The sequence below is a fragment of the Cellulomonas sp. URHD0024 genome, from assembly GCF_000426185.1.
GTDB lineage: Bacteria > Actinomycetota > Actinomycetes > Actinomycetales > Cellulomonadaceae > Cellulomonas.
In genome coordinates, this window is record NZ_AUEW01000004.1 from 200,461 (window position 1) to 221,778 (window position 21,318).

Below are 21,318 nucleotides of genomic sequence, written 5' to 3' on the forward strand. Positions count from 1 at the left end.
GAGGTACGGGACGACCGGATCAGAAGATGGGCCACGGGAACGCGGGCATGTCTCCGCGCGGGCCGGGGAAGACCGCTCGGCGAAGTAGCCGGTCGCAGCGGGTAGCCAGCGCCGCCAGCTCGCCATCGCTGAGGAGCCCGGCCAGTCGCCGACCGAGGTCGCCGTCGAGGTCCGCACGCACCCGGTGCACGCCGGCCACCTCGTCGGGCTCCAGCGACTCGCCCCGCCAGCCCCACAGGACCGTGCGCAGCTTGTGCTCCTCGTGGAAGGTCACACCGTGGTCCACGCCGTAGCGGTGACCCTGCCCGGTCGGGAGGATGTGGCCGCCCTTGCGGTCGGCGTTGTTCACCACGACGTCGAACACGGCCATCCGGCGCAGCGCGGCGGAGTCCTCGTGGATCAGGACCATCGGCTCGTCGTCGTCGTCGATCCCCTGGAAGACCGCGCGCCAGCCGTGCGGCGGCACGGCCTGTGCCGGGACGACGTCGACCGGGTCCTGCTGGGGGTCGGGCTCCTGCCAGAGCTGCACCATGCCGGGACCGAGCGGGCCGTCGCGCAGGCAGGTGGCCGGCACGACGTCCCAACCGAACGCCTCCGAGACCAGGTAGGCCGCCGCCTCTCGGTTGGCCAAGGTCCCGTCCGGGAAGTCCCAGAGCGGCTTCTCGCCGGCGACGGGCTTGTAGACGACGCGGTCGTCGCCGATCGTCGCGAGGAACGTGGCGTTCGAGGCGACCGTGATGCGCCCGACGAGCTCGAGCTCACCGGCGACGAGGTCGACGTCGTCGCCGGTCACGCCTCGGGCGCGCCGCACACATGGCCCACGTCGGCCGGCCTGCCGCACAGCGGACACAGGGGACGACCTGACGCGACGACCTGCCGGGTGCGCTGGACGAACGCCCGCGCGGTCCCGACCGGCATCCGGACCAGCAGCATCTCGCTCGGCTCGCTCGGCTCGGTCTCCTCCTCCTCGTCGGAGGTCGCGTCGAACGGGAACGCCTCGACGACCACCTGCGCCGTGGACGGATCCCAGCCCAGGCGCATCAGCCCGGCGCGGAACTGCTCCTCGACCGGTTGGTCCAGCGGGTCGTCGTCGACGAGCTCGACGGGCGTGTCCACCGGGACGCTGAACCGGTTGCCCTCGTCGGTCATGAGCGCGTCCAGGATCTCGTCGATCTTCTCGGCGAGCACGGCTGACTGCTCCTTCTCCAGGGCGACGCTGGTGCTGCGGGCTCCGTCGCGAACCTGCAGGTAGAAGGTTCGCTCACCCGGGCGCCCCACCGTTCCGACGATCACACGCTCGGGCCAGTCGAACCGGTGGACGAGTGTCGGCATGCCGCCCACTTTACGAGCCGTCCTGCGCGGCCGCTCCGGGGCCGGCGCCGCCCCCGACCTGCGCGTCGCCGACCGGAGCGACGGTGCGCAGCCACTGCAGGTCGCCGGAGTCCGTGTTGGTGGCCACCACGTCCGGGCGAGCGGGCCCGTACCGGATGATCGAGACCGATCCGGGATTGACGACGAGGCGCTGGTAGAGGTCGAGACCCATGCCCAGCGCGTCCGCGAGGACGGTCGCGATGATGTCGCCGTGCGTGACCGCCACCCACACCGCGCCGGCTCCGTGCTCCGCCTCCAGCGCTGCGTCGTGCCGACGGATCGCCGCCACCGACCGGCCCTGCATGGCGGCCAACGACTCGCCGCCGGGGAACACGGCCGCGGACGGCTGCGTCTGGACCACCGCCCACAGCGGCTCCTTGGCGAGCTCACGGAGCGGGCGACCCTGCCACTGCCCGTAGTCGCACTCGACGATGCCTGCCTCGATCCGGGTCCGAACGGCTGCGCCCTGGTGCTCTCCGATGATCCGCGCCGTCTGCCTGCACCGTGCGAGAGGGCTCGAGATCAGCGCGACCAGCGGCACCTCGGCGAGCCGTTGCCCGGCGCGTTCGGCCTGGCTGCGCCCGACGGCGTCGAGCCTGACCCCGGCGGTGCGCCCGGCCAGGATGCCGGCGACGTTCGCGGTGCTCCGACCGTGCCGGACGAGGAGGACTGTGGCCATGCACGGAGCCTAGGCACCTGACGCGCGCCGTCACCGCAGCTCGGACCCGGTCGGTGTCGAGAACAGGTCGCACCTGTAACGTCGAGGACCCGGGTGACCAATGAGAGACATGACCACTCCCGCACACCCTGACGTCGATTCGATCGCCAGGGACCCTGACGCCTTCGAGGTGTTCTACCGCGAGCACCTCGAGACGGTGCAGCGCTTCGTCACCCGCAGGGTCGCCGACCCCCATCTCGCCGCGGACCTGACCGCCGAGGTCTTCCTCGCGGCCGTCGACTCGGCCTCGTCGTACCGCCCCGACCGGGGTGCGCCGGCCGCCTGGCTCGTCGGAGTCGCCCGCCACGTCCTGGCGACCGAGTTCCGCCGACAGTCGCGCGACCGTGCGGTGGTGCGGCGCATCTCGGGCCGGCGCCTGCTGGACGCCGACTCCCTCGCCCGCATCGAGGAACGGATCGATGCCGAACGGGAGGCCCGGACGCTCTATGCCGCACTCGCGTGCCTCTCGCCGCGTGACCGAGCCCTCATGGAGCTCGTCGCGCTCGACGGGCTCACCGTCATCGAAGCCGCTGCCGTGCTGGGGGTGACGCCGGGCGCCGCGCGGGTCCGGCTCCACCGCAGCCGCGCCCGGGTCCAGTCCCAGCTCACCCCACGACCACAGGAGGTCCTCTCATGAGTCTCGACACCTTCGAGCAGTCCCTGCTCGACGAGCTTCGCCAGCACGTCGTCGCACGTGGGCCGGCCGAGCATGGTCACCGTCCGTCACGGATCGCGCGCGTCGCCGTGGCGGGGCTCGCGGCCGCTGCCGCCGGCGTCGTCGCGGTCAGCGTCGCGACCGGCATCGTCGGCCCGAGCGCGAGCGCCGCCTACGCCGTCGAGTCCGAGCCCGACGGTGACGTGGTCGTCACGATCCACGACCTCGTCGACGCGAGCGGACTGGAACGCGACCTCGCCGCGCACGGCGTTCGCGCTGCCGTGACGTACCAGCCCGGCTTCACGCAGGCCGACGGGGAGGCGCGCACGACGTCGGACGGCGACGCCGCCGCCTGCGGCATCGCGCTCGTGAAGGCGGACGGCTCGCTGCGGTTCACCCTCGGCGCCGCCCAGATCGCCGGCGGGGCTGAGCTCGACATCGTCACCAGCGGTTCGGGCGAGGCGGCCGTCGGCTCGCCCGTCGCGGTCTCGTGGTCCGGCGGGCTCTGCTGACGTCGCCCGCGTGCGACGTGGGACCGCTCCGAGCGCGGAGCGGTCCCACGCGCCTACGGCCTCACGGCAGGAAGTAGTTCGGGTTCGGCATCTTGAAGGTGCGGTCGGCTGAGCCGCCCTTGAGGTCGCTGTACTGGTCGCCGAAGTTCGCGACGATGTCGTAGCCCAGCGACTCGATGTGGGCGCGGGTCGCGGACTTGTAGTGGATGGTCGTGCACTTCCCGCCCGGGTCGTCGGCACAGGCCACCTTGAGGTAGTCCGGGTACGCCGTGACGTCGGGCTTGGTGAACAGGCCGTCCTCGCCGTCCGGCAGCGTTGTCGGCGTGGGGTAGCCCGCGTCGACGCCGATGCCGTCGGACGTGAGGTTGCCGAGCGTCGCGGGCTCCTGCGAGGTGGGGCGGCCGGTGAGGAAGAAGATCGCGTAGCCCTCCGCCGCTGCGTCGGTGGCCATGTCGACCATGCCCGGCGTCGCGGGGAACAGCTGGCCGGTGACGTAGGCGGCGTTGGTCGTCGGGTTGTAGGCCCAGTTGCTCGCGATCTCGTAGTTCCACGTCGTCAGGGTCGTGTCGTCGACGTCGAGCACGATCGCCTTCGTCGCGACGCCATGCTTGTAGCCCTTGCCGTGGTCATGCTGCCGGGCCGCGAGCCAGCGGGCACCGGAGCGGGCGACCGAGGAGGCCTCCTCGGCGTAGTTGCCCTCCGGGTCGAACACGCCGGTGCCGAGCGGATCGCCGTAGTAGTTGCGGATCTGCTGCCGCAGGACGTCGATGTTGGTGATCTGGTCGGCGGAGTGCGGGGTGGAGGTCGTGATGGCGGGTTGTGCCGTGGCTGCATAGCCGGCGCCGGCGGCGACGACGGTCGCCACCACTGCCGCCGCGACGATGGTCGACCGTCGGGTGAGTGCTCGCATGACAGCTCCTGGGGTTGGGGAGTAGGCAGGACGTTTGGACGCTAGTCCTGCATCGGTGACGGGGCACGCCGGCCGCGTTCAGTGCTGTCCGCGGACCTTCAGTCGCGTCGGCCGGCCGTCGGGGTCGACGATGGCGTGGTACGCCGGGGCTGCGAGGAGACGTTGCCAGAGCGGCAGCGGCGCGACCCTGTGCACCCGCAGCCGGCCGGGCGGACGAGGCCCGGAGCGCCCGCCGGCATGCCACGCGTCGAGGGCGGCCGCGCTCGACCGCACGGCCTCGATCGCCTCGCCCGGATCGAGCAGACCGTCGTCGTCGTCGCGGTCGAGGTGCTCGCGCCACAGCTCCAGGCGCAGCTCGCGCGCGAAGCCGCGAGCTCCGTCGCCGAGGCCCGCGGGGTCGCGCGGCTCGCGTCCGTCCAGGCGCCGGTCGAGCACCGCAGCGGTGAGCTCCGAGTCGTGCGTCCACGAGCGGCGATTGAGGTTGTCGCTGCCCACGGTGGCCCACACGTCGTCGATCACGCACACCTTCGCGTGCACGTAGACGGGCACACCGTCACGGTTCTCGACGTCGAGGACCTGGACCCGGTCCCCGCCGGCGGCGCGCACGATCTGCAGGGCGCGCGCGTGGCCCAGCCGGACGGGCGGCACGGCGAGCCGGCCGTCCTGGTCCGGGTACCGGGGGACGACCGCGACGAGGTGCAGCCCCGGCTCCCGGCGCAGCGCGGCGGCGAAGACCTGCGCCACGTCGGCCGACCACAGGTACTGGTCCTCCACGTAGACGAGGCGACGGGCTCGCCGCAGCGCCTTGGCGTACCCGCGGGCGGCGCTGCGTTCCCCGTCCGGCGCGAACGGGTAGCCGGGGCGGCGCTGCGGATAGGTGCGCAGGAGCTGGACCGCGCACGTGCCCGCTTCGGGTGGGTCCGGCGCCTCCGGGGGCAGCGGGCCGGGCTTTCGGTCCTCCCCGTGCACCTCGTCGGGCAGCACCTGCCACGGCAGTCTGGACAGGGCCGCCGGATCGTCCCAGCGCTCGCGGAAGACCTCTTCGACCTCACGGACGGCGGGGCCGCGGAGCTCGATCTGGACGTCGTGCCACGGCGGGGTGGGACCGTACTGGTGGGCGAACGGCTGGGCCTGCGGATCGCCCTGGTGGTCGGCGTCGTCGCGCCGCCCGTGCGCCAGGTCGACACCACCGAGAAACGCGACGTCGTCGACGGGGCGCCCGTGGTGGCGGATGACGACGAACTTCTGGTGGTGGCTGCCGACGGAACGCACGCGCTGGTCGAGCAGCACCTCACCGCCGACGTCGTTGACCCTCTCGGAGAGGCTGCGGTTCTCCCGGTTCGAGAAGCGCAGCCGGTCCAGGTGCGAGCGCCACATCAGCCCTTTGACGAGGGCGCCGCGAAGCACGGCGTCGGCGAGCGCCTCCGAGACGGTCGCGCCGTGGTCCGACAGGCGCTCGTCCGGATCCCCGCGCCAGTCGCTGAACAGCACGAGGTCGCCCGGGCCGGTCCGCGCCAGTGCCTCGGCGAGAGCGCCGAAGTACGGGCCGCCGTGCACGAGCGGGCGTACCGCGTTGCCGTCGGTCCACGGCCGCAGGCGCGTCGCGTCGTTGCCGCGCTGCGGCCCGGTCAGGAACCAGCCGAGCTCGGTGCGACCGGCTGTGATCGCAGGCAGGCGAACCCCCGACACGGTGGCGCGACGCAGGTGCCACCTGGAGCGGAGCGCCGGGAGCGCGGACAGGTGCACGGGACCAAACTGGCACAGGCGGCCGGTCGCGGCACGGGGGCGTCCCGGGTGAACCGCATCCCGGCTCAGGTCACCGTCACGACGGTTCCCGCCGGCACGCGGTGCCAGAGCACGTCGAGCACCTCGTCGCTGACGCGCACGCACCCGTTGGACACGGCCCCGGTCCCGTGCAGCAGGGAGGTGTGGATGGCCGTCACGGCGGTGCCGGTCGGGCGGTCCCAGTGGTCGATCGCCTCGGACTGGGTGGACAGGAGGATCACCCGCGGGGTGTAGGTCCCGGGTTCGTCCCAGAACGTGCCGACGACGAACGACAGACCCGGCGGGGTCGGGGTCGCGGGTGCGCCGGTCGCTCGCACCGGGTAGACGTGCGGTCCGGTGCCGTCGTCGACCGTGATGGTCTGGGCGGTCGTGTCGACGTGCACCGACCATGCGGTGCTCGAGGGGCTGGTGTCTGCCGCGTTGATCCAGGCGGTGCGCCCGTTGACCTGGTTGCGGTCCTGCGAGGGCAGGGCGCCGCGGGTCGCGACCATGACGCGCAACCACCCGTTCCCGCGGTCGTCCAGCACCGGCAGGACCGTCGGGACCTGCTTCAGGGTCGTCTGCGGGATCAGTCCGACCGGGTGCGGATCGCGATACCCGTCGAACGCGACCGTGTCGCGCGCGAGCGTCACTGTCTGCCACGGACCGCTGGACGCGCCGTCGACGTGGCGGGGCGTGGCGTCCCCGACCCCGGGCAGCCCCGGGACGACGGTCAACGGGCTGATCTGGACCAGTGCGGACGTGTCGACGGCCGGCGGTCCTGCCGGGCCGACGACAGCCGGGGCCGGGACCTTGGAGGCACTGACCGTGGCCGGTACGACCACGGGCGGTGGGTCTGCGGGCTGAGCGCCGGGGGTCGAGCATCCGGCCGCGGCTGCGAGCGCGACTGCGCCTGCGATGACCATGCGCAGCAGCCGCGGGGGGCCTTCCGATCCCTTCCCCATGCGCCCACCTTGTCACGTCGTCGCGCCGGGACGGAGGCCCGGTCGGGGGCGGTCCGGCCTTCGTCGCGGATCGGGAGGCGACCGTTGACCGGCCGCCTGGTCAGCGCGCCGCGACGACCAGGATCGCCAGCAAGGACCAGAACGCGATCGTGGCCCCGAGCGTCCAGCCGAACGCGGCCCAGTACCGGTTGGTGGGGCGGCCCGCGACGGCCTCGTTCGTGCTGGTGATCGCCGCAGGGATCAGGCCGTAGAGGCCGAACAGCAGGGTGACGAGGATGGTCACCGCGGTGCTGGGCGGCGCCCCTACAGGTGCGGACGCGCCGCTCGCGGACGTGCCGTACGGGCCGGGAACACCTGACGTGCCGTACGGGCCGGGAACACCTGACGTGCCGTACGGGCTGGGAACACCGGACGTGCCGTACGGGCTCGGGGCATCGGTCGGCGACAGACCGGCCATGACGTCCGCGGGCAGGAACCGGGGGTCCTGCGCGCGTGCGGCCGCGGAGGGCAGCTCGGTACGGGTGCCGCAGTCCGAGCAGAAGGGGGCACCGGTGTCGATGTCGTGCTGCGGGCAGTCTGGATCGGGACAGCGTCGGGCGGTCGGCGTCATGGCGCGATTCTCCTGGGATGCGGGCGGGCTTCGTGCCCGACAGATCCGCACTCTTGACGCGGATCGGACATCGGGTCATAGGGTAGGGGTACTGCCATTTGATAGGGTTACTTACAAATCTACGGTCCGACTTCACAGTCTCTGGAGAGCCTCATGCGTCGTTCCCGCCGGTTGTCCGTGTCCGCGGCCGTCGCCCTGGGCGCGAGCATGGCACTCCTTGCGCCGCTGCCCGCGCAGGCCTCCCCGCCCACGGCGCCGGACGTCCCGGGCACGGTGGTGTCGGCGTACTTCGCCGACTGGGACGTCTACAGCCGCGGCTACTTCGTCAAGGACATCCCGGCGACGAAGCTCAACGTCATCCAGTACGCCTTCGGCGTCCCGGACCTCGACCCGACCACCGGCGCGGCGAGCTGCAAGGTCCTCGACCCGTGGGCCGACTACCAGCAGGTCTACTGGACGGGCGAGAACACGGTGGACGGGGTCGCGGACAACCCGGACGACCTGGACCAGCACCTGTTCGGCAACTTCAACCAGCTGCGCAAGCTCAAGGCCGCCCACCCGAACCTCAAGGTCGAGATCTCCCTCGGCGGCTGGACCAAGTCGACGTGGTTCTCCTCGCTCGCGGCGACCCCGCAGCTGCGGCAGTCGTTCGTCGCCTCCTGCATCGACACGTTCATCAAGGGCAACCTGCCGGGCGGCGGCTGGCCCGCGGGCGCGGGCGGGCCGGGGGCCGCGGCCGGCCTGTTCGACGGCATCGACCTCGACTGGGAGTACCCCACGCAGGTGGCCGGCGGGAACGTCGACGTCAGCCCGGCGGATCGGCACAACGCGACGTTGCTGGCCGCCGAGTTCCGCAGGCAGCTCGACGCGTACGGCGTCGGCACCGGCAAGCACTACCTGCTCACCGCGGCGCTCCCGGCGGCCACCAGCTCGACGACGTACTACGAGCTCAAGGAGTTCTCGAGGTACCTCGACTGGGACAACGTGATGACGTACGACTTCAACGTTCCCAGCGGGCCGAAGGCGTCGCCCAACACCCTGTTCACCCCGGACCCGAGGGATCCGAACGCCGCGAACCTGACCTGGAACACGGCCGGCACCGTCGCCTACTACCTGCTCCACGGCGTGCCGGCGAACAAGATCGTCGTGGGCGTGCCGTTCTACGGCCAGCAGTACCTGCGCACCGGGACGGCGAACCACGGCCTCTACCAGGCGTTCGACAACGCCGGTACGGACTCCGACGTGCTGACCGTCGACGTGACGCCGCAGCCGAGCTACCACGCGCTGGTCGACGAGGGCGGGTACGTGGATGCCGCAGGCGTGACCGGCGGCGCCGGGTACACGGCCTACTGGAACCGGCTGGCCGGAGAGCCGTACCTGTTCAACCCGGCGGCGGCCCACCCGGGGCTGACCACCGGTCCCGCCACGGTCCCGACGATGATCGCCTACTCCAGCCCCCGCTCCATCGGGGAGCGGACCAAGCTCATCAAGGCCTTGCACCTGCGCGGAGCGATGGCGTGGGAGATCAGCCAGGACTCGAACAGCCACACGCTGATCGGCGCCCTGACGCCCCTGCTGGGGTAGCCAGAGGTCCGCGCTGTGCGGGCGTCCTGGGTGGAGGGAGGGACGCCCGCCGCGCTGGTCAGGCGGCCCGCCAGAGGAGCAGCGCCTCGCCCTGCCCGCCACCGCCGCAGAGCGCGACGGCCGCTCGTCCGTGGCGCCGGCGGAACAGCTCCGTCGCCGCGGTGCCGGCCAGCCGCGCGCCCGAGGCACCGATCGGATGGCCGAGGGCGATCGCGCCGCCGTGCACGTTCGTCTGCGCGAGCGGGTAACCGAGGTCGAGGAGCGACTGGGCGACGACGGACCCGAAGGCCTCGTTGATCTCGACCAGGTCGAGGGTCGCCAGGTCCCAGCCCCCGCGGGACAGCGCCGCAGAGATCGCCGCCGACGGCTGCGAGTGCAGGGAGTTGTCCGGGCCGGCCACCTGCCCGGACGCGCCGACGGACGCGAGCCACGTCAGGCCACGCGCCTCGGCGACGTCGCGTGCCGCCACCACGACGGCTGCAGCCCCGTCGGTCAAGGGGGAGGCGTTGCCCGCGGTGATGGTGCCGTCGGCGGAGAAGGCCGGGCGCAGCGTCGCCAACGACTCCAGGGAGCTCTCGGGCCGGATCCCCTCGTCCAGGGACACGACCACCGGCGACCCTCGTCGCTGTGGGACCTCGACCGGCACGATCTCCTCGGCGAACACCCCGGACTGCACGGCTGCGGCAGCGCGCCGGTGGCTCTCCACGGCGACCAGGTCCTGAGCCTCGCGTGAGATCGACAGGGCCTTGTTGCCGCGTTCGGTCGACGACCCCATCGACTCGCGGTCGAACGCGTCGGTGAGCCCGTCGAAGGCCAGCGAGTCGACGGCCTGGATGTCCCCGTAGGTCCACCCGCGCCGCGAGCCTGGCAGGAGGTGCGGCGCCTGGCTCATCGACTCCTGGCCGCCGGCGACCACCACCGAGGCCTCGTCGAGCCGGATCATCCGGGCGGCGTCGATGATCGCGGTGAGCCCGCTGAGGCAGACCTTGTTGATCGTCGTCGACGGCACGGTCCACGGGATGCCCGCCAGGACCGCCGCCTGCCGGGCCGGGTTCTGGCCGGCGCCGGCCTGGACCACCTGTCCCATGAGGACCTGGTCGACGTCCGCGGCGTCGACGCCCGCTCGGGAGAGTGCGCCGCCGATGGCGGCGGCGCCCAGGGTCGCGGCCGACAGGGAGGACAGGGAGCCGTTCAGACGCGCCATCGGCGTGCGGGCGAACGACAGGATCACCACCTCGCGACCGAGACTCATGACAGCACCATCTCCCTGACGTCGGAGGCGACCACCAGGGTCACCTGGGGCGTAGCGGCCACGACCTCGGCCACGGACACCCCCGGCGCGCACTCGCGCAGCACGAGTCCCTCGGCCGTGACGTCCAGCACCGCGAGATCGGTGATGACCCGATCGACCACCCCGACCCCGGTCAGCGGCAGCGTGCACTCGGCGAGGATCTTGGCCGACCCGTCGCGTGCCAGGTGCTCCATCAGCACCACGATGCGTCGCGCCCCGTGGACCAGGTCCATCGCGCCGCCCATGCCCTTGACCATCTTCCCGGGGATCATCCAGTTCGCGATGTCCCCGGCCGCGGAGACCTGCATCGCCCCGAGGATCGCGACGTCGACCTTGCCGCCCCGGATCATCGCGAACGAGAGGGCCGAGTCGACGTAGGAGGCGCCGGGTGCGAGCGTGATCGTCTCCTTGCCGGCGTTGATGAGGTCGGCGTCGACGCGGTCGTCCGACGGGTACGGCCCCACCCCGAGCACGCCGTTCTCCGACTGCAGCACCACCTCGATGCCGGGCGGGACGAAGCCGGGCACGAGCGTCGGCAGCCCGATCCCCAGGTTCACGTAGGCGCCGTCGACCAGCTCCAGGGCGGCGCGAGCCGCCATCTGCTCCCGCGTCAGGCTCATGAGACGGTCCTCCGCTCGATCCGCTTGTCGGCGGCCTCGGAGGGTGAAAGCTCGACCACCCGATCGACGAAGATGCCCGGCAGGTGGATCGCGTCGGGATCCAGCGCCCCGACCGGCACCAACGACTCGACCTCCGCGATCGTCACGGCGCCGGCCGCGGCGCAGAGCGGGTTGAAGTTGCGGGCGGACGCGTGGAAGACCAGGTTCCCCAGCCGGTCGCCGGCAGCGGCCCGCACCAGCGCGTAGTCGGCGGTGATCGCCTCCTCGAGCACGAACGCGTGCTCCACGCCGCGCACGGTGAAGGTCGAGACGGGCTTGGGAGGCGACGAGACGAGCACCGAACCGTCGGCGTCGTAGCGCCACGGCAGGCCACCCTCGGCGACCAGCGTCCCGACACCCGTCCGCGTGTAGAAGGCGGCGATCCCGCTGCCACCTGCACGAAGGCGCTCCGCCAGCGTGCCCTGCGGGGTCAGCTCCACCTCGAGCTCCCCGGACAGGTACTGCCGCGCGAACTCCTTGTTCTCGCCCACGTACGACGCGACGACGCGTCGCACCCGGTGCTCCTGCAGGAGCAGACCCAGCCCCCAGTCGTCCACGCCGCAGTTGTTGCTGACGACCTCCAGGTCCTGGACGCCGGAGTCGAGCAGAGCGTGGATCAGCACGCTCGGGATACCGCACAAGCCGAATCCTCCGACCGCGAGGGTCGCCCCGTCGGGGATGTCGGCTACCGCCTCGACGGCGGATCGGACGACCTTGTCCATCGCTGCCTCCTGTCGATGAGGTCATTCTGCGCCGACGCGTCGAGGGTCGCGCTCGGGGAGCCGCGGACTTACATTGGCAGGGCATCAGGCAATGGGGCCCAGCTTCACAAGAGCGACGGCTCCGCCATAAAAACGGAGCGAAACATGTTGCGTGCAGATGTGTCCCCCAGTCGTGCCCGGCCGGCGGCACGGCCTCGAACCGACGATCTCCTCCAGCTCGTGACGCCCGACGGTATCCGTCGCGAAGACCCCGTGTACGACCCGGTGGTCGCCGACGTCGACGACGAGCAGCTGACCGGCCTCTATGAGGACATGGTCGTCGTGCGTCGCTTCGACACCGAGGCGATCGCCCTCCAGCGTCAGGGTCAGCTCGGCCTGTGGCCGCCTCTGCTCGGCCAGGAGGCCGCGCAGGTCGGCTCGGCACGCGCCCTGCGTGACGACGACTTCGTCTTCACCAGCTATCGCGAGAACGGCGTCGCGTACTGCCGCGGAGCGCAGCCCCGGGACCTGATGCGCGTCTGGCGCGGGAACGCCCTTGCCGGATGGGACCCGCGGACCATCGGCATGGCGACGCCGCAGGTGATGGTCGGTGCCCAGACGCTGCACGCCACCGGGTACGCGCTCGGCTGCCTCAAGGACGGCGTGGACTCCGCCGTCGTCGCGTACTTCGGGGACGGTGCGACCAGCAAGGGAGACGTGCACGAGGCGATGGTCTTCGCCGCGAGCTTCCAGGCGCCGGTCGTCTTCTTCTGCCAGAACAACCAGTGGGCGATCTCCGAACCCGTGGGCCTGCAGACCCAGCGCCCGATCGCGGATCGGGCGGCCGGGTACGGCATCCCCGGCGTCCGGGTCGACGGCAACGACGTCCTCGCGGTCCTGGCCGCGACGCGCGCCGCCCTCGACCGAGCGCGACGAGGGGACGGCCCCACCCTGATCGAGGCGGTCACCTACCGGATGGGCCCGCACACGACGTCCGACGACCCGACCCGCTACGTCGACCCGTCGGACAGGGAGCAGTGGGCTGCGAAGGACCCGATCACCCGGCTGGAACGCCTCCTGCGGCCTTCCGACGAGCGCCGCAACGACATCAGGCAGGCGGCGGACGCGTTCGCGACGGCGATGCGCGAGGCCTGCCTCGGCCTGCCCGAGCCGGCGCCGCTGAGCGTCTTCGACCACGTGTTCGTCGAACCGACCGCACCCCTGGAACGGCAGCGGAGCCAGTACGCCGCCTACCTGGCGATGTTCGGGGAGGCCTGATGACCATGATGACGATGGCCGGGGCCCTCAACGACGGCCTGCGGCACGCGCTCGACGACGACCCGACCGTGGTGCTGCTCGGCGAGGACATCGGCCGGCTCGGGGGAGTGTTCCGGGTGACCGACGGGCTGCAGCGCGACTTCGGCGCCGACCGCGTCATGGACACCCCGCTGGCCGAGGCCGGGATCATGGGCGTCGCTGTCGGCCTCGCGTACCGCGGGTACCGCCCGGTCGTGGAGATCCAGTTCGACGGGTTCGTGTACCCGGCCGTCGACCAGCTGGTCACCCAGGTGGCCCGCACGCACTACCGGACCGGCGGCACGGTCCGGATGCCGATCACCGTGCGCATCCCGTACGGCGGCGGCATCGGCGCGGTCGAGCACCACTCCGAGTCGCCGGAGGCCTACTTCGCCCACACGCCCGGCCTGCGCGTGGTGACCTGCGCCAACCCGCAGGACGCGCACACGATGATCCGCCAGGCGATCGCCAGCGAGGACCCGGTCGTCTTCTTCGAGCCGAAGCGCCGGTACTGGGTCAAGGGCGAGGTCTCCGACGACCTCGACGGCGCCCTGCCGCTCGACCGCGCGCGGGTCGTCGTCGAGGGGACCGACGTCACGGTGGCGGCCTACGGCCCGCTCGTCGTGACCGCGCGGGACGCGGCGCTCGCCGCGGCGGACGACGGGCTGTCCGTCGAGGTCGTCGACCTGCGCTCGCTGGCGCCGCTCGACCTCGACACGCTCGAGGTGTCGGTGCGCAAGACCGGCCGACTGGTGGTCACGCATGAGGCACAGCGCAACGGCGGCCTCGCTGCGGAGGTCGCGGCGAGCATCACCGAGAGCTGCTTCGACGCGCTCAGGTCCGCCCCCGTGCGCGTCACCGGGTTCGACACCCCGTACCCCGCGGCCAAGGTCGAGGACCACTTCCTGCCCGACCTCGACCGGCTGCTCGACGCCGTCGACCGCGTGATGGGCAGAGCGAACTCGCTGAGCGGCTGGAGGGCGTCATGATCCAGACGATCACGCTGCCCGACCTCGGTGAGGGCCTGACCGAGTCGGACCTGGTCGAGTGGACCGTCGCGGTCGGCGACACCGTCGAGCTCAACCAGGTCGTCGCCGAGGTGGAGACCGCGAAGGCCTTGGTCCAGCTGCCGTCGCCGTACACCGGGGTGGTGGCCGAGCTCCTCGTCGAGCCGGGCGCGACCGTCCAGGTCGGCGCTCCGCTCATGAGAGTCACGGTCGACGAGCCGAGTGTCGTCGCGACCACCCAGACGCCAGACCCACCCACCGAGCTCTCGGAGACCGCGACCGAGGCGGCGCCCGCCCGGACCTCCGTCCTCGTCGGGTACGGGCCGCTGGCCGAGAGCTCGGCGCGGCCTCGGCGGCGCTCGCGGTCGCCGGAGTGGGTGGCCGCGCACGCGGTCGGCGACGACGTCACGGCCGTGGCGCTCGCGGCTCGTCGCATCGGTCCGAAGGTGCTCCCTCCGGTGCGTAAGCTCGCGCACGATCTCGGAGTCGACCTGAACAAGGTGGAGGGCACGGGCCACGACGGCATGATCACGCGCGAGGACGTCCTGCACGTGGTGTCGGGCACCGGGTCCACGCCGGTGGTCCAGCGTCCTGGCCTGTCCGCGGCGGTCGCCCGTTCGCGGGCTCGGGCGACGACGACCGGCGGGAGGGCCCCGTCGTCGACCGCCGCGAGCGAGCTCGACCCGGCGGAGAACTCGGACCAGCCGACAGGCGGTGCGACGACCTCTCGGGGACAGGCCGCGCGCCCGCCGGCGGCTCTGCCGACGAAGGCTCACGGATCCGGCGCCGGCCAGTCGGCAGGAGGAGCGGCGCGCGAGGTCCGGGTCCCCGTCGCAGGCGTCCGGAGGGCGACGGCGGCGGCGATGGTCGCGAGCGCGTTCACCGCCCCGCACGCGTCGACGTCGCTGACGGTCGACGTCACGCCGACGCTCGAGCTGCTCGAGCAGCTCCGGGGCGACCCCGCGCTCGCGGGACATCGGATCTCGATCCTGACGCTGGCCGCCAAGGCAGTGACGATCGCCATCGGGCTCAACCCGTCGCTCAACGCGCGCTGGGACGAGGCCGTGGGGGAGATCGTCCAGTACGGGTACGTGAACCTCGGCATCGCCGCGGACACCCGGCGTGGGCTGCTCGTGCCGAACGTCAAGGACGCCGACCGACTGCGGCTCGCCGAGCTGGCCGACGCGATCGGGGCCCTCACCGAGGCCGCCCGGGCGGGCACGACGACACCGGCCGACCTGGCCGGGGGGACCATCACGATCACCAACATCGGCGTGCTCGGCGTCGACACCGGGACGCCCATCCTCGTGCCCGGTCAGGCCGCGATTCTGGCGATGGGCGCGGTCCGTCGACGCCCCTGGGAGTTCCAGGACGCCATCGCGCTCCGGCACGTCATGACGCTGAGCGTGTCCTTCGACCACCGCCTCGTCGACGGCGCCGAGGCGGCCCACTTCCTCACGGACGTCGGCGCGATCCTCGCGCGCCCCGGCAGCGTCCTCAGGATGGTGTGACCTCACACACCTCACGAGCACAGGCTTCGGACGACAAGCCGGTGGTTCAGCTTTCGCGTTGCTGGTCGAGCAGCCTGACCCGTCCCCGGCCGGGAGTCCATCGGGGCCGTCCAGGTCGCTCAGGACGTCACGCCGGCAGCCAACCTCGTGGTCCGAGCATGGCGGGAACCGCCCGATGCCGTGAACGAGCAGGCCCGCGTCGTCTGAAGGCTTGAGCATCGGCATGTGGTCGCCTGGAATGAGCAGACAGAAACCCTTTGGGAACTGCGGGAGGCTCGGGGCTGTGATGTCCTGGACGGGTCGAACGTGTTTCTGGGTTGCCTGCTCGCGCATTCCCTGGGGCTGTGGACGGCTCGGCGAATTCGCTGGCACCAATGTTCGCCTGCGTGGTGCTGCCCGCCGTCTGTGCAGTTCATCGACCTGCGCCACGGTTCCTCGATTCTCGCCCCAGCCAGAGTGCGTGTCAGTGGTCGGGTGAATACTGGTGGTCAACGGAAATCACCGAAGAATGGCCGCGCGGAGCAAGGAGAAAGGGCGTATGGCAATCGTGGATCAGTCGCCGCTGAGCCCCGTCGCGGATGCTCTGCGTGCGTTGGCCGAAGCCGTCGACCGGGTGGCGGCGCTTGCGGACCCGGGTGCCGCGCCGCGGGTCGAGGGGGCGGAGGTGGCGTCGGTAGTGACGGGTGCGCTGGCCCTCGCGGGTCGGCTCTCGGCCGTCGCTGCCCGGGCAATCCCGGTCGTGGAGGCCGACGGGTGGTGGTCGCTCGAGGGCGCGCGCTCGATCACCTCGTGGGTCGCGGCCCACGGTCGCGTGTCGCACGGGCAGGCGGCGCGACTGGTCGGGCTGGGCAGGGCGCTTCGCGACGATCTGCCGACAACCGCGCTCGAGGTCGTCGCCGGTGCGGTGAGCGTCGAAGCGGCGCACGTCCTGGCGACGGTGGCCAGCACCCCCGCGCGGAAGGTGGCGCTCAAAGCGTCAGCTCAGGACTGCGGCGAGCAGTTCCTGGTCGAGCATGCGCGGGCGCTTTCCGTCGGCCAGCTGCGGGTCCTCGCCCGGCGTTGGGCCAGCCACGCTGACCCGGAGGCCGACGAGCGTGGCTACCGGGAAGCGACCGAGCGCGAGTTCCTCGATCTGGCGAACACCACGGACGGCTGGCACCTGACCGGGTTCCTCACCAGCGAGCACGGCCACGCCCTGACCGTCGCGCTCGAGGCGATGTCCGGCCGCTCCGCCGACCAGGCCGGTCAGCCCGCCGGACGCCGACGCGCGACTGCCCTGAACAACGTCGTGCGCACGGTCCTCGACCGGGACCTGTCCGGAGCCACCGGCGACCACCGCCCTCAGGTCACCGTGGTAACCGACCTGGCGAGCTTGAACCGGGCGCTGGGTGGCGCCGTGCCTGACCGCGCGATGTCGCAGCCCGTCCTTCGGTCGGCAGGCGCACGTGAGGTCGGGTCGGCCGTGCCCGATACGCGCGGCGCCTCGAGATCGACCACAGACGTCGGGGGGTCCGCCGTCGTCGAGCCGAGCGGTGGGGCGAGTCCGCCGCGACTGGTGAGCGACGTGGAGCGGTCTTCTGTCGTTGAGCCGAGCGGGGCGAGTCCGCCGGGACTGGTGAGCGACGTGGAGCGGTCTTCCGTCGTTGAGCCGAGTGGTGGGTCGAGCCCGCCGAGATGGGTGAGCGACGGGGAGCGGTCTTCCGTCGTTGAGCCGAGTGGTGGGTCGAGCCCGCCCTGAGCGGCTACAGATGTCGAGCGGTTCGGTGTCGCCGAGCTTGTGGGCACAGGTCCGATCCCCGACTCGGTGCTCGCCCGGTTGGCGTGCGACAGCCAGATCACGCGAGTCGTGTTCGGCGCGGACTCCGTCGTGCTCAACGTCGGGCGTGCGGAACGCACCTACACGGGTGCGAAGCGGCGGGCGATCGTCGCGAGGGACCTGCAGTGCCGGTTCCCGGGCTGTTCCGCGCCGCCGGCCATGGGCGAAGTGCACCACATCGACCACTGGCTCCGCGACCAGGGCCAGACGAACGTCCACACCGGAGTCCTGATCTGCTGGTACCACCACGGTCTGATCCACGACCGCGGGATCGAGGTCCGCCGGGGCCCAAGCGGGGCGTGGCGCTTCGTCGACCGCCGAGGCCGTGAGCTCGCGGGCCCGATCGGGTGAGCCGGTGGGCGGCGAGCGGGGGTGAGGAAAGGTTGCGGGTGAGCGGCGACCGAAGAGCTCGTGCCGTGCCACTTGAGGCGGCCTAGTTGGTGCCGAGCGCGCCGCGGACCAGGGGCCCGATCCTGGTGCCCAGCGCTTCGATCGACTTCAGCGGCTCGCTGCGGGGGGACCCGAGGCGCGTCCAGCGGTCCGCGTCGCCCGGACCCGCGATACGGGATCGACGCCGGCGGCGGATGATGGACGGGCGGGTACCCGCAATGCCGTCACGGCGACGGCTCCAGAGTCGCTCGACCTCACAGATTGCCGCTGACTGTGCCCCTTCCTCACACGTACCGGATCACGCAGTACGACCCGCGGGACCGCGACTCGGCAGGCTCGTACACCGGCGAGGTCGACAACATCAGTGACCGGGGCACCCTCGAGGCCGCCTACCTGGACGCCGTAGAGAACTTCGCTCGCGAACTCGGAGTGACCCATCTGAGCGTGCGAGACCCCAGCGCCGAGAGTCCCGAGGGCACCCCGTATGGCACGGAGGACACCCTCACCCAGATCTTCGGTGCGCATCTGACAGGTCTGTACGACGGCGCGACCGTCGACATCCCCGCAGCGCGGGAGATCGTTCGAGGCATGCTGCGCGAGGCCCCGAAGTCGGTCTGGTGCCGGCTGGAAGCCGAGGGGCGCATGGCCGTTCACGTCGGCTGGGACGTCTACATGTTCATCTCCACGTCAGCCCGTGCCCCGAGGCCGCAGCGGCGACAACCGAGGCGGGACTCTTCCCGGAGGAGTATGGGCATGCCTCGCCCTACGCACCGGACGAGGCGGAGCTCGAGGCGTGGCGCTCAGTGCACGCGCCAGTCGACGACGCCTTCTGGGCGCGCGTCGATGAGCTGGTCCGGACCCACGGCGGCGCGCTCCTCGAGGAGCGCGCCGCGTGGACCCGATGGCACCGTGTGGTCCCAGGAGGAGCGCGGCCCGAACTGCGTCCGCGCTGCCGAGTGTGGGTCTGGCCGGATCTGACGGCGAGCAAGGACACCGCGCTGTCCCGCCTGGGCGTAGACGATCCGGACGACATCGACGGCACGATCGTCTGGCAGTCGACGGACGGTCGCCTCCACGGCGACACGCTGTCCGGAGAGGACCTACCGCGTATCCGTCGAGACCTCGATGCCGCATCGGCCGTCTGGTGGCGGACGAGCTACATCGACGGGTTCGCGCCGCTCATCGAGGCCGTGAACCCCGACGACGACGGGGTCATCCGAGGGCGCTGGGAGCCACTCGCGGTCACGAGAGAGTCGTGACTAACTGCCCAGCGCGGCCAGCGCCATCTCCTGCAGGAGTGCCCGCGTACGCGACATGCTCACCGAGCGCGCGCTGTGCGGCGTCGAGTTGAGCAGTCCGAACGTGGCCTGCGCGCGCAGGCGGAGCTCGGCGCGGTCGGTCGACGGGCTCAGCCGGTGGAGCACGTCCACCCACAGGTCGACGTAGCGACGCTGCAGGTCGCGGACGGACTCGCGGTCCTGGGTGGAGAGCGCGGCCAGGTCTCGGTCCTGCACGCGGATGACGTCGGGCTCGCGAAGGGCGAAGTCGATGTGGAAGCGGACCAGGGCCCGCAGTGCGGCGGAGTCGTCCTCGGCGTCCTGCGCCACCGAGCGGCCACCGACCAGCAGGCCCTCGCTGACCCCGACGAGCAGGGCGGCCAGCACGGCCTGCTTGCTGGCGAAGTGGCGGTACACCGCGGGTCCGCTGATCCCGACCGACGCGCCGAGGTCCTCCAGGGAGACGCCGTCGAAGCCGCGGGTCGCGAACAGGTGCGCGGCGGACGTCAGGAGGGCGGTGCGGCGCTCGGCCTTCGCGCGACCGCGGGCGGTGGGCCCCGTCTCCAGCGTCTCGGCCATCGTGCTCCTTCGTGGACATCGCGATGGGAGCACTGTAGCCTCATTTCAGTTAGCGATCCCTAACTGAGATTCGCTCTCCAGCCACCCATTGGAGACGGCGTCGATGGAGATGCTCACGACCGCGGCCGACCCCACGACCGCTGCGTACCAGGCGAACGACGCGGCCCAACGCGCTCTCGTCGGGGAGCTGCACGACCGGCTCCGCACCGCGGCGCTGGGCGGACCGGAACGGTCCCGGGAGCGGCACGTGGCGCGCGGCAAGCTGCTGCCGCGCGAGCGGATCGACGTGCTGCTCGACGACGGCAGCCCGTTCCTGGAGATCGCACCGCTGGCCGCCGACGGGCTCTACGACGGCGAGGCACCGGGAGCGGGCGTCATCGCGGGGATCGGCCTCGTGCACGGCCGGCACGTCATGGTGCTGTCCAACGACGCGACGGTGAAGGGCGGCACCTACTACCCGCTGACCGTGAAGAAGCACCTTCGGGCGCAGGAGATCGCCCTCGAGAACCGGCTGCCGTGCGTCTACCTCGTGGACTCCGGCGGCGCGTACCTGCCCAAGCAGGACGAGGTGTTCCCGGACCGCGACCACTTCGGTCGCATCTTCTTCCACCAGGCGCGGATGTCCGCCGACGGCATCGCGCAGATCGCCTGCGTGATGGGCTCCTGCACGGCCGGCGGCGCGTACGTGCCGGCGATGAGCGACGAGACCGTGATCGTGCGCGACCAGGGGACGATCTTCCTGGGCGGACCGCCGCTGGTGAAGGCGGCGACCGGCGAGGTGGTGACCGCCGAGGACCTCGGCGGTGGCGACCTGCACGCGCACAGGTCCGGGGTCACGGACCACCTGGCGGAGGATGACGGGCACGCGCTGCAGATCGTCCGGGACATCGTCGCGACGCTGCCGGTGCCCCGGAGCGCCGCGTGGGACGTGCAACCGACGAGGCCCCCGAAGGTCGACGAGGCCGGGCTCTACGGCGTGGTCCCGACGGACCTCCAGACACCCTACGACGTGCACGAGGTCATCGCTCGGCTGGTCGACGGGAGCGAGCTGCACGAGTTCAAGCGCGAGTACGGGACCACGCTGGTGACCGGGTTCGCGCGCCTGCACGGGCACCCCGTGGGCATCGTCGCGAACAACGGGGTGCTGTTCAGCGAGTCCGCGCTCAAGGGGGCCCACTTCGTCGAGCTGTGCGACCAGCGCGGCATCCCGCTGGTGTTCCTGCAGAACGTCAACGGCTTCATGGTCGGCCGGGACTACGAGGCGGGCGGCATCGCGAAGCACGGCGCCAAGATGGTCACGGCGGTCGCGACGACGCGCGTGCCCAAGCTGACCGTGGTGATCGGCGGCTCGTTCGGCGCGGGCAACTACTCCATGTGCGGGCGCGCCTACGGCCCGCGGTTCCTGTGGATGTGGCCCGCGAGCCGGATCTCCGTGATGGGCGGACCCCAGGCGGCCTCCGTGCTGGCCACGATCCGCCGCGACCAGCTCGGCGACTCCTGGTCCGCCGCCGACGAGGAGGCCTTCAAGGCGCCGCTGCGCGAGCAGTACGAGACGCAGGGCAGCCCGTACTACGCGACGGCGCGGCTGTGGGACGACGGGATCATCGACCCCGCCGACACCCGCCGGATCCTCGGCATGGCCCTCGACGTCTGCGCGCGCGTGCCCCTCGGCGAGCCGCGTCTCGGCCTGTTCCGGATGTGA

Annotated in this window: 21 protein-coding genes; 10 read left to right on the forward strand and 11 right to left on the reverse strand. The window is 71.9% G+C overall.

The annotated features are described in order from the left end of the window. Positions 1 to 19: 19 nt before the first annotated feature. From I847_RS0106095 to I847_RS0106105, 3 genes are read right to left on the reverse strand one after another with little or no spacing between them, the layout of a single operon-like run. Positions 20 to 811 (reverse strand): SCO1664 family protein, encoded by a 792-nt coding sequence (locus I847_RS0106095; RefSeq protein WP_231384108.1) that lies wholly within the window; start codon positions 809 to 811, stop codon positions 20 to 22. Then, on the reverse strand, positions 790 to 1,332 hold the full coding sequence (locus tag I847_RS0106100; RefSeq protein WP_028048984.1) for a DUF3090 domain-containing protein: 543 nt from the start codon (positions 1,330 to 1,332) through the stop codon (positions 790 to 792). Before I847_RS0106100 ends, I847_RS0106095 begins: the two co-directional genes overlap by 22 nt. A gap of 10 nt (positions 1,333 to 1,342) precedes the next feature. Then, the gene (locus tag I847_RS0106105) at positions 1,343 to 2,050 is read right to left on the reverse strand and encodes an MSMEG_4193 family putative phosphomutase (protein WP_028048985.1); all 708 of its coding nucleotides are present in this window, start codon (positions 2,048 to 2,050) and stop codon (positions 1,343 to 1,345) included. A 109-nt stretch (positions 2,051 to 2,159) separates the two neighbouring features. Here I847_RS0106105 and I847_RS0106110 point away from each other — a divergent pair, with 109 nt between their 5' ends. Together I847_RS0106110 and I847_RS25430 are read left to right on the forward strand one after the other, a co-directional pair. Next, entirely contained in the window at positions 2,160 to 2,726 is a 567-nt protein-coding gene (locus I847_RS0106110; protein ID WP_034609301.1) for an RNA polymerase sigma factor, read from the forward strand. Further along, entirely contained in the window at positions 2,723 to 3,256 is a 534-nt protein-coding gene (locus tag I847_RS25430) for a hypothetical protein (protein ID WP_051274525.1), read from the forward strand. The genes I847_RS0106110 and I847_RS25430 overlap by 4 nt, the downstream gene beginning before the upstream one ends. Positions 3,257 to 3,317: 61 nt before the next feature. Here I847_RS25430 and I847_RS0106120 read toward each other — a convergent pair whose 3' ends face one another. From I847_RS0106120 to I847_RS0106135, 4 genes are all read right to left on the reverse strand, one after another. Continuing rightward, positions 3,318 to 4,166, reverse strand: coding sequence for an HAD family acid phosphatase (locus I847_RS0106120; RefSeq protein ID WP_028048987.1), 849 nt, complete (start codon positions 4,164 to 4,166; stop codon positions 3,318 to 3,320). Between the two features lie 78 nt (positions 4,167 to 4,244). Further along, positions 4,245 to 5,912 carry a phospholipase D-like domain-containing protein gene (locus I847_RS0106125; protein WP_155856035.1) on the reverse strand — a complete coding sequence of 556 codons (1,668 nt, stop codon included), beginning with the start codon at positions 5,910 to 5,912 and terminating at the stop codon, positions 4,245 to 4,247. A gap of 65 nt (positions 5,913 to 5,977) precedes the next feature. After that, positions 5,978 to 6,895: a L,D-transpeptidase gene (locus I847_RS0106130; RefSeq protein ID WP_231384109.1), complete on the reverse strand. Its 918-nt coding sequence runs from the start codon at positions 6,893 to 6,895 to the stop codon at positions 5,978 to 5,980. A gap of 100 nt (positions 6,896 to 6,995) precedes the next feature. Further along, positions 6,996 to 7,505, reverse strand: a complete 510-nt coding sequence (locus tag I847_RS0106135) for a hypothetical protein (protein ID WP_028048990.1) — start codon at positions 7,503 to 7,505, stop codon at positions 6,996 to 6,998. Positions 7,506 to 7,658: 153 nt separating this feature from the next. Here I847_RS0106135 and I847_RS22250 point away from each other — a divergent pair, with 153 nt between their 5' ends. Next, positions 7,659 to 9,089: a glycoside hydrolase family 18 protein gene (locus I847_RS22250; protein WP_081680538.1), complete on the forward strand. Its 1,431-nt coding sequence runs from the start codon at positions 7,659 to 7,661 to the stop codon at positions 9,087 to 9,089. 58 nt (positions 9,090 to 9,147) lie between these two features. Here I847_RS22250 and I847_RS0106145 read toward each other — a convergent pair whose 3' ends face one another. From I847_RS0106145 to I847_RS0106155, 3 genes are read right to left on the reverse strand one after another with little or no spacing between them, the layout of a single operon-like run. Beyond that, on the reverse strand, positions 9,148 to 10,341 hold the full coding sequence (locus tag I847_RS0106145; protein WP_028048991.1) for an acetyl-CoA C-acetyltransferase: 1,194 nt from the start codon (positions 10,339 to 10,341) through the stop codon (positions 9,148 to 9,150). Continuing rightward, positions 10,338 to 11,000 carry a 3-oxoacid CoA-transferase subunit B gene (locus tag I847_RS0106150; protein ID WP_028048992.1) on the reverse strand — a complete coding sequence of 221 codons (663 nt, stop codon included), beginning with the start codon at positions 10,998 to 11,000 and terminating at the stop codon, positions 10,338 to 10,340. The genes I847_RS0106145 and I847_RS0106150 overlap by 4 nt, the downstream gene beginning before the upstream one ends. Continuing rightward, positions 10,997 to 11,761, reverse strand: coding sequence for a CoA transferase subunit A (locus I847_RS0106155; protein ID WP_028048993.1), 765 nt, complete (start codon positions 11,759 to 11,761; stop codon positions 10,997 to 10,999). Before I847_RS0106155 ends, I847_RS0106150 begins: the two co-directional genes overlap by 4 nt. Positions 11,762 to 11,905: 144 nt before the next feature. On the opposite strand from I847_RS0106155, the gene pdhA reads away from it, so the two are divergent. The 6 genes from pdhA to I847_RS25435 all read left to right on the forward strand — a co-directional run bounded on the left by pdhA (position 11,906) and on the right by I847_RS25435 (position 19,019). Continuing rightward, a complete protein-coding gene (pdhA, locus tag I847_RS0106160; protein ID WP_028048994.1) occupies positions 11,906 to 13,018 on the forward strand; it encodes a pyruvate dehydrogenase (acetyl-transferring) E1 component subunit alpha in 1,113 nt (370 codons plus the stop codon). Beyond that, positions 13,018 to 14,025, forward strand: coding sequence for an alpha-ketoacid dehydrogenase subunit beta (locus I847_RS0106165; RefSeq protein WP_028048995.1), 1,008 nt, complete (start codon positions 13,018 to 13,020; stop codon positions 14,023 to 14,025). Before pdhA ends, I847_RS0106165 begins: the two co-directional genes overlap by 1 nt. Continuing rightward, on the forward strand, positions 14,022 to 15,554 hold the full coding sequence (locus I847_RS0106170; RefSeq protein WP_028048996.1) for a dihydrolipoamide acetyltransferase family protein: 1,533 nt from the start codon (positions 14,022 to 14,024) through the stop codon (positions 15,552 to 15,554). Before I847_RS0106165 ends, I847_RS0106170 begins: the two co-directional genes overlap by 4 nt. Positions 15,555 to 16,092: 538 nt before the next feature. Then, on the forward strand, positions 16,093 to 17,292 hold the full coding sequence (locus I847_RS0106175) for a DUF222 domain-containing protein (protein ID WP_028048997.1): 1,200 nt from the start codon (positions 16,093 to 16,095) through the stop codon (positions 17,290 to 17,292). Positions 17,293 to 17,331: 39 nt separating this feature from the next. After that, positions 17,332 to 17,721 (forward strand): HNH endonuclease signature motif containing protein, encoded by a 390-nt coding sequence (locus tag I847_RS0106180; protein ID WP_028048998.1) that lies wholly within the window; start codon positions 17,332 to 17,334, stop codon positions 17,719 to 17,721. A 995-nt stretch (positions 17,722 to 18,716) separates the two neighbouring features. Next, positions 18,717 to 19,019 (forward strand): hypothetical protein, encoded by a 303-nt coding sequence (locus I847_RS25435; RefSeq protein ID WP_051274528.1) that lies wholly within the window; start codon positions 18,717 to 18,719, stop codon positions 19,017 to 19,019. On the opposite strand, the gene I847_RS0106190 is transcribed toward I847_RS25435, so the two are convergent. Further along, entirely contained in the window at positions 19,020 to 19,616 is a 597-nt protein-coding gene (locus tag I847_RS0106190) for a TetR/AcrR family transcriptional regulator (RefSeq protein ID WP_034609302.1), read from the reverse strand. A 103-nt stretch (positions 19,617 to 19,719) separates the two neighbouring features. On the opposite strand from I847_RS0106190, the gene I847_RS0106195 reads away from it, so the two are divergent. Continuing rightward, on the forward strand, positions 19,720 to 21,318 hold the full coding sequence (locus I847_RS0106195; RefSeq protein ID WP_028049000.1) for a carboxyl transferase domain-containing protein: 1,599 nt from the start codon (positions 19,720 to 19,722) through the stop codon (positions 21,316 to 21,318).

Coding starts and splice junctions, on each gene's coding strand:
- pdhA (WP_028048994.1), top strand. CDS start 11,906: ATGTTGCGTGCAGATGTGTCCCCCAGTCGTGCCCGGCCGGCGGCACGG.
- I847_RS0106170 (WP_028048996.1), top strand. CDS start 14,022: ATGATCCAGACGATCACGCTGCCCGACCTCGGTGAGGGCCTGACCGAG.
- I847_RS0106110 (WP_034609301.1), top strand. CDS start 2,160: ATGACCACTCCCGCACACCCTGACGTCGATTCGATCGCCAGGGACCCT.
- I847_RS0106135 (WP_028048990.1), bottom strand. CDS start 7,505: ATGACGCCGACCGCCCGACGCTGTCCCGATCCAGACTGCCCGCAGCAC.
- I847_RS0106155 (WP_028048993.1), bottom strand. CDS start 11,761: ATGGACAAGGTCGTCCGATCCGCCGTCGAGGCGGTAGCCGACATCCCC.
- I847_RS0106175 (WP_028048997.1), top strand. CDS start 16,093: ATGGCAATCGTGGATCAGTCGCCGCTGAGCCCCGTCGCGGATGCTCTG.
- I847_RS0106100 (WP_028048984.1), bottom strand. CDS start 1,332: ATGCCGACACTCGTCCACCGGTTCGACTGGCCCGAGCGTGTGATCGTC.
- I847_RS0106120 (WP_028048987.1), bottom strand. CDS start 4,166: ATGCGAGCACTCACCCGACGGTCGACCATCGTCGCGGCGGCAGTGGTG.
- I847_RS0106145 (WP_028048991.1), bottom strand. CDS start 10,341: ATGAGTCTCGGTCGCGAGGTGGTGATCCTGTCGTTCGCCCGCACGCCG.
- I847_RS25430 (WP_051274525.1), top strand. CDS start 2,723: ATGAGTCTCGACACCTTCGAGCAGTCCCTGCTCGACGAGCTTCGCCAG.
- I847_RS0106165 (WP_028048995.1), top strand. CDS start 13,018: ATGACCATGATGACGATGGCCGGGGCCCTCAACGACGGCCTGCGGCAC.
- I847_RS0106195 (WP_028049000.1), top strand. CDS start 19,720: ATGGAGATGCTCACGACCGCGGCCGACCCCACGACCGCTGCGTACCAG.
- I847_RS0106190 (WP_034609302.1), bottom strand. CDS start 19,616: ATGGCCGAGACGCTGGAGACGGGGCCCACCGCCCGCGGTCGCGCGAAG.
- I847_RS22250 (WP_081680538.1), top strand. CDS start 7,659: ATGCGTCGTTCCCGCCGGTTGTCCGTGTCCGCGGCCGTCGCCCTGGGC.
- I847_RS0106130 (WP_231384109.1), bottom strand. CDS start 6,895: ATGGGGAAGGGATCGGAAGGCCCCCCGCGGCTGCTGCGCATGGTCATC.
- I847_RS0106105 (WP_028048985.1), bottom strand. CDS start 2,050: ATGGCCACAGTCCTCCTCGTCCGGCACGGTCGGAGCACCGCGAACGTC.
- I847_RS0106150 (WP_028048992.1), bottom strand. CDS start 11,000: ATGAGCCTGACGCGGGAGCAGATGGCGGCTCGCGCCGCCCTGGAGCTG.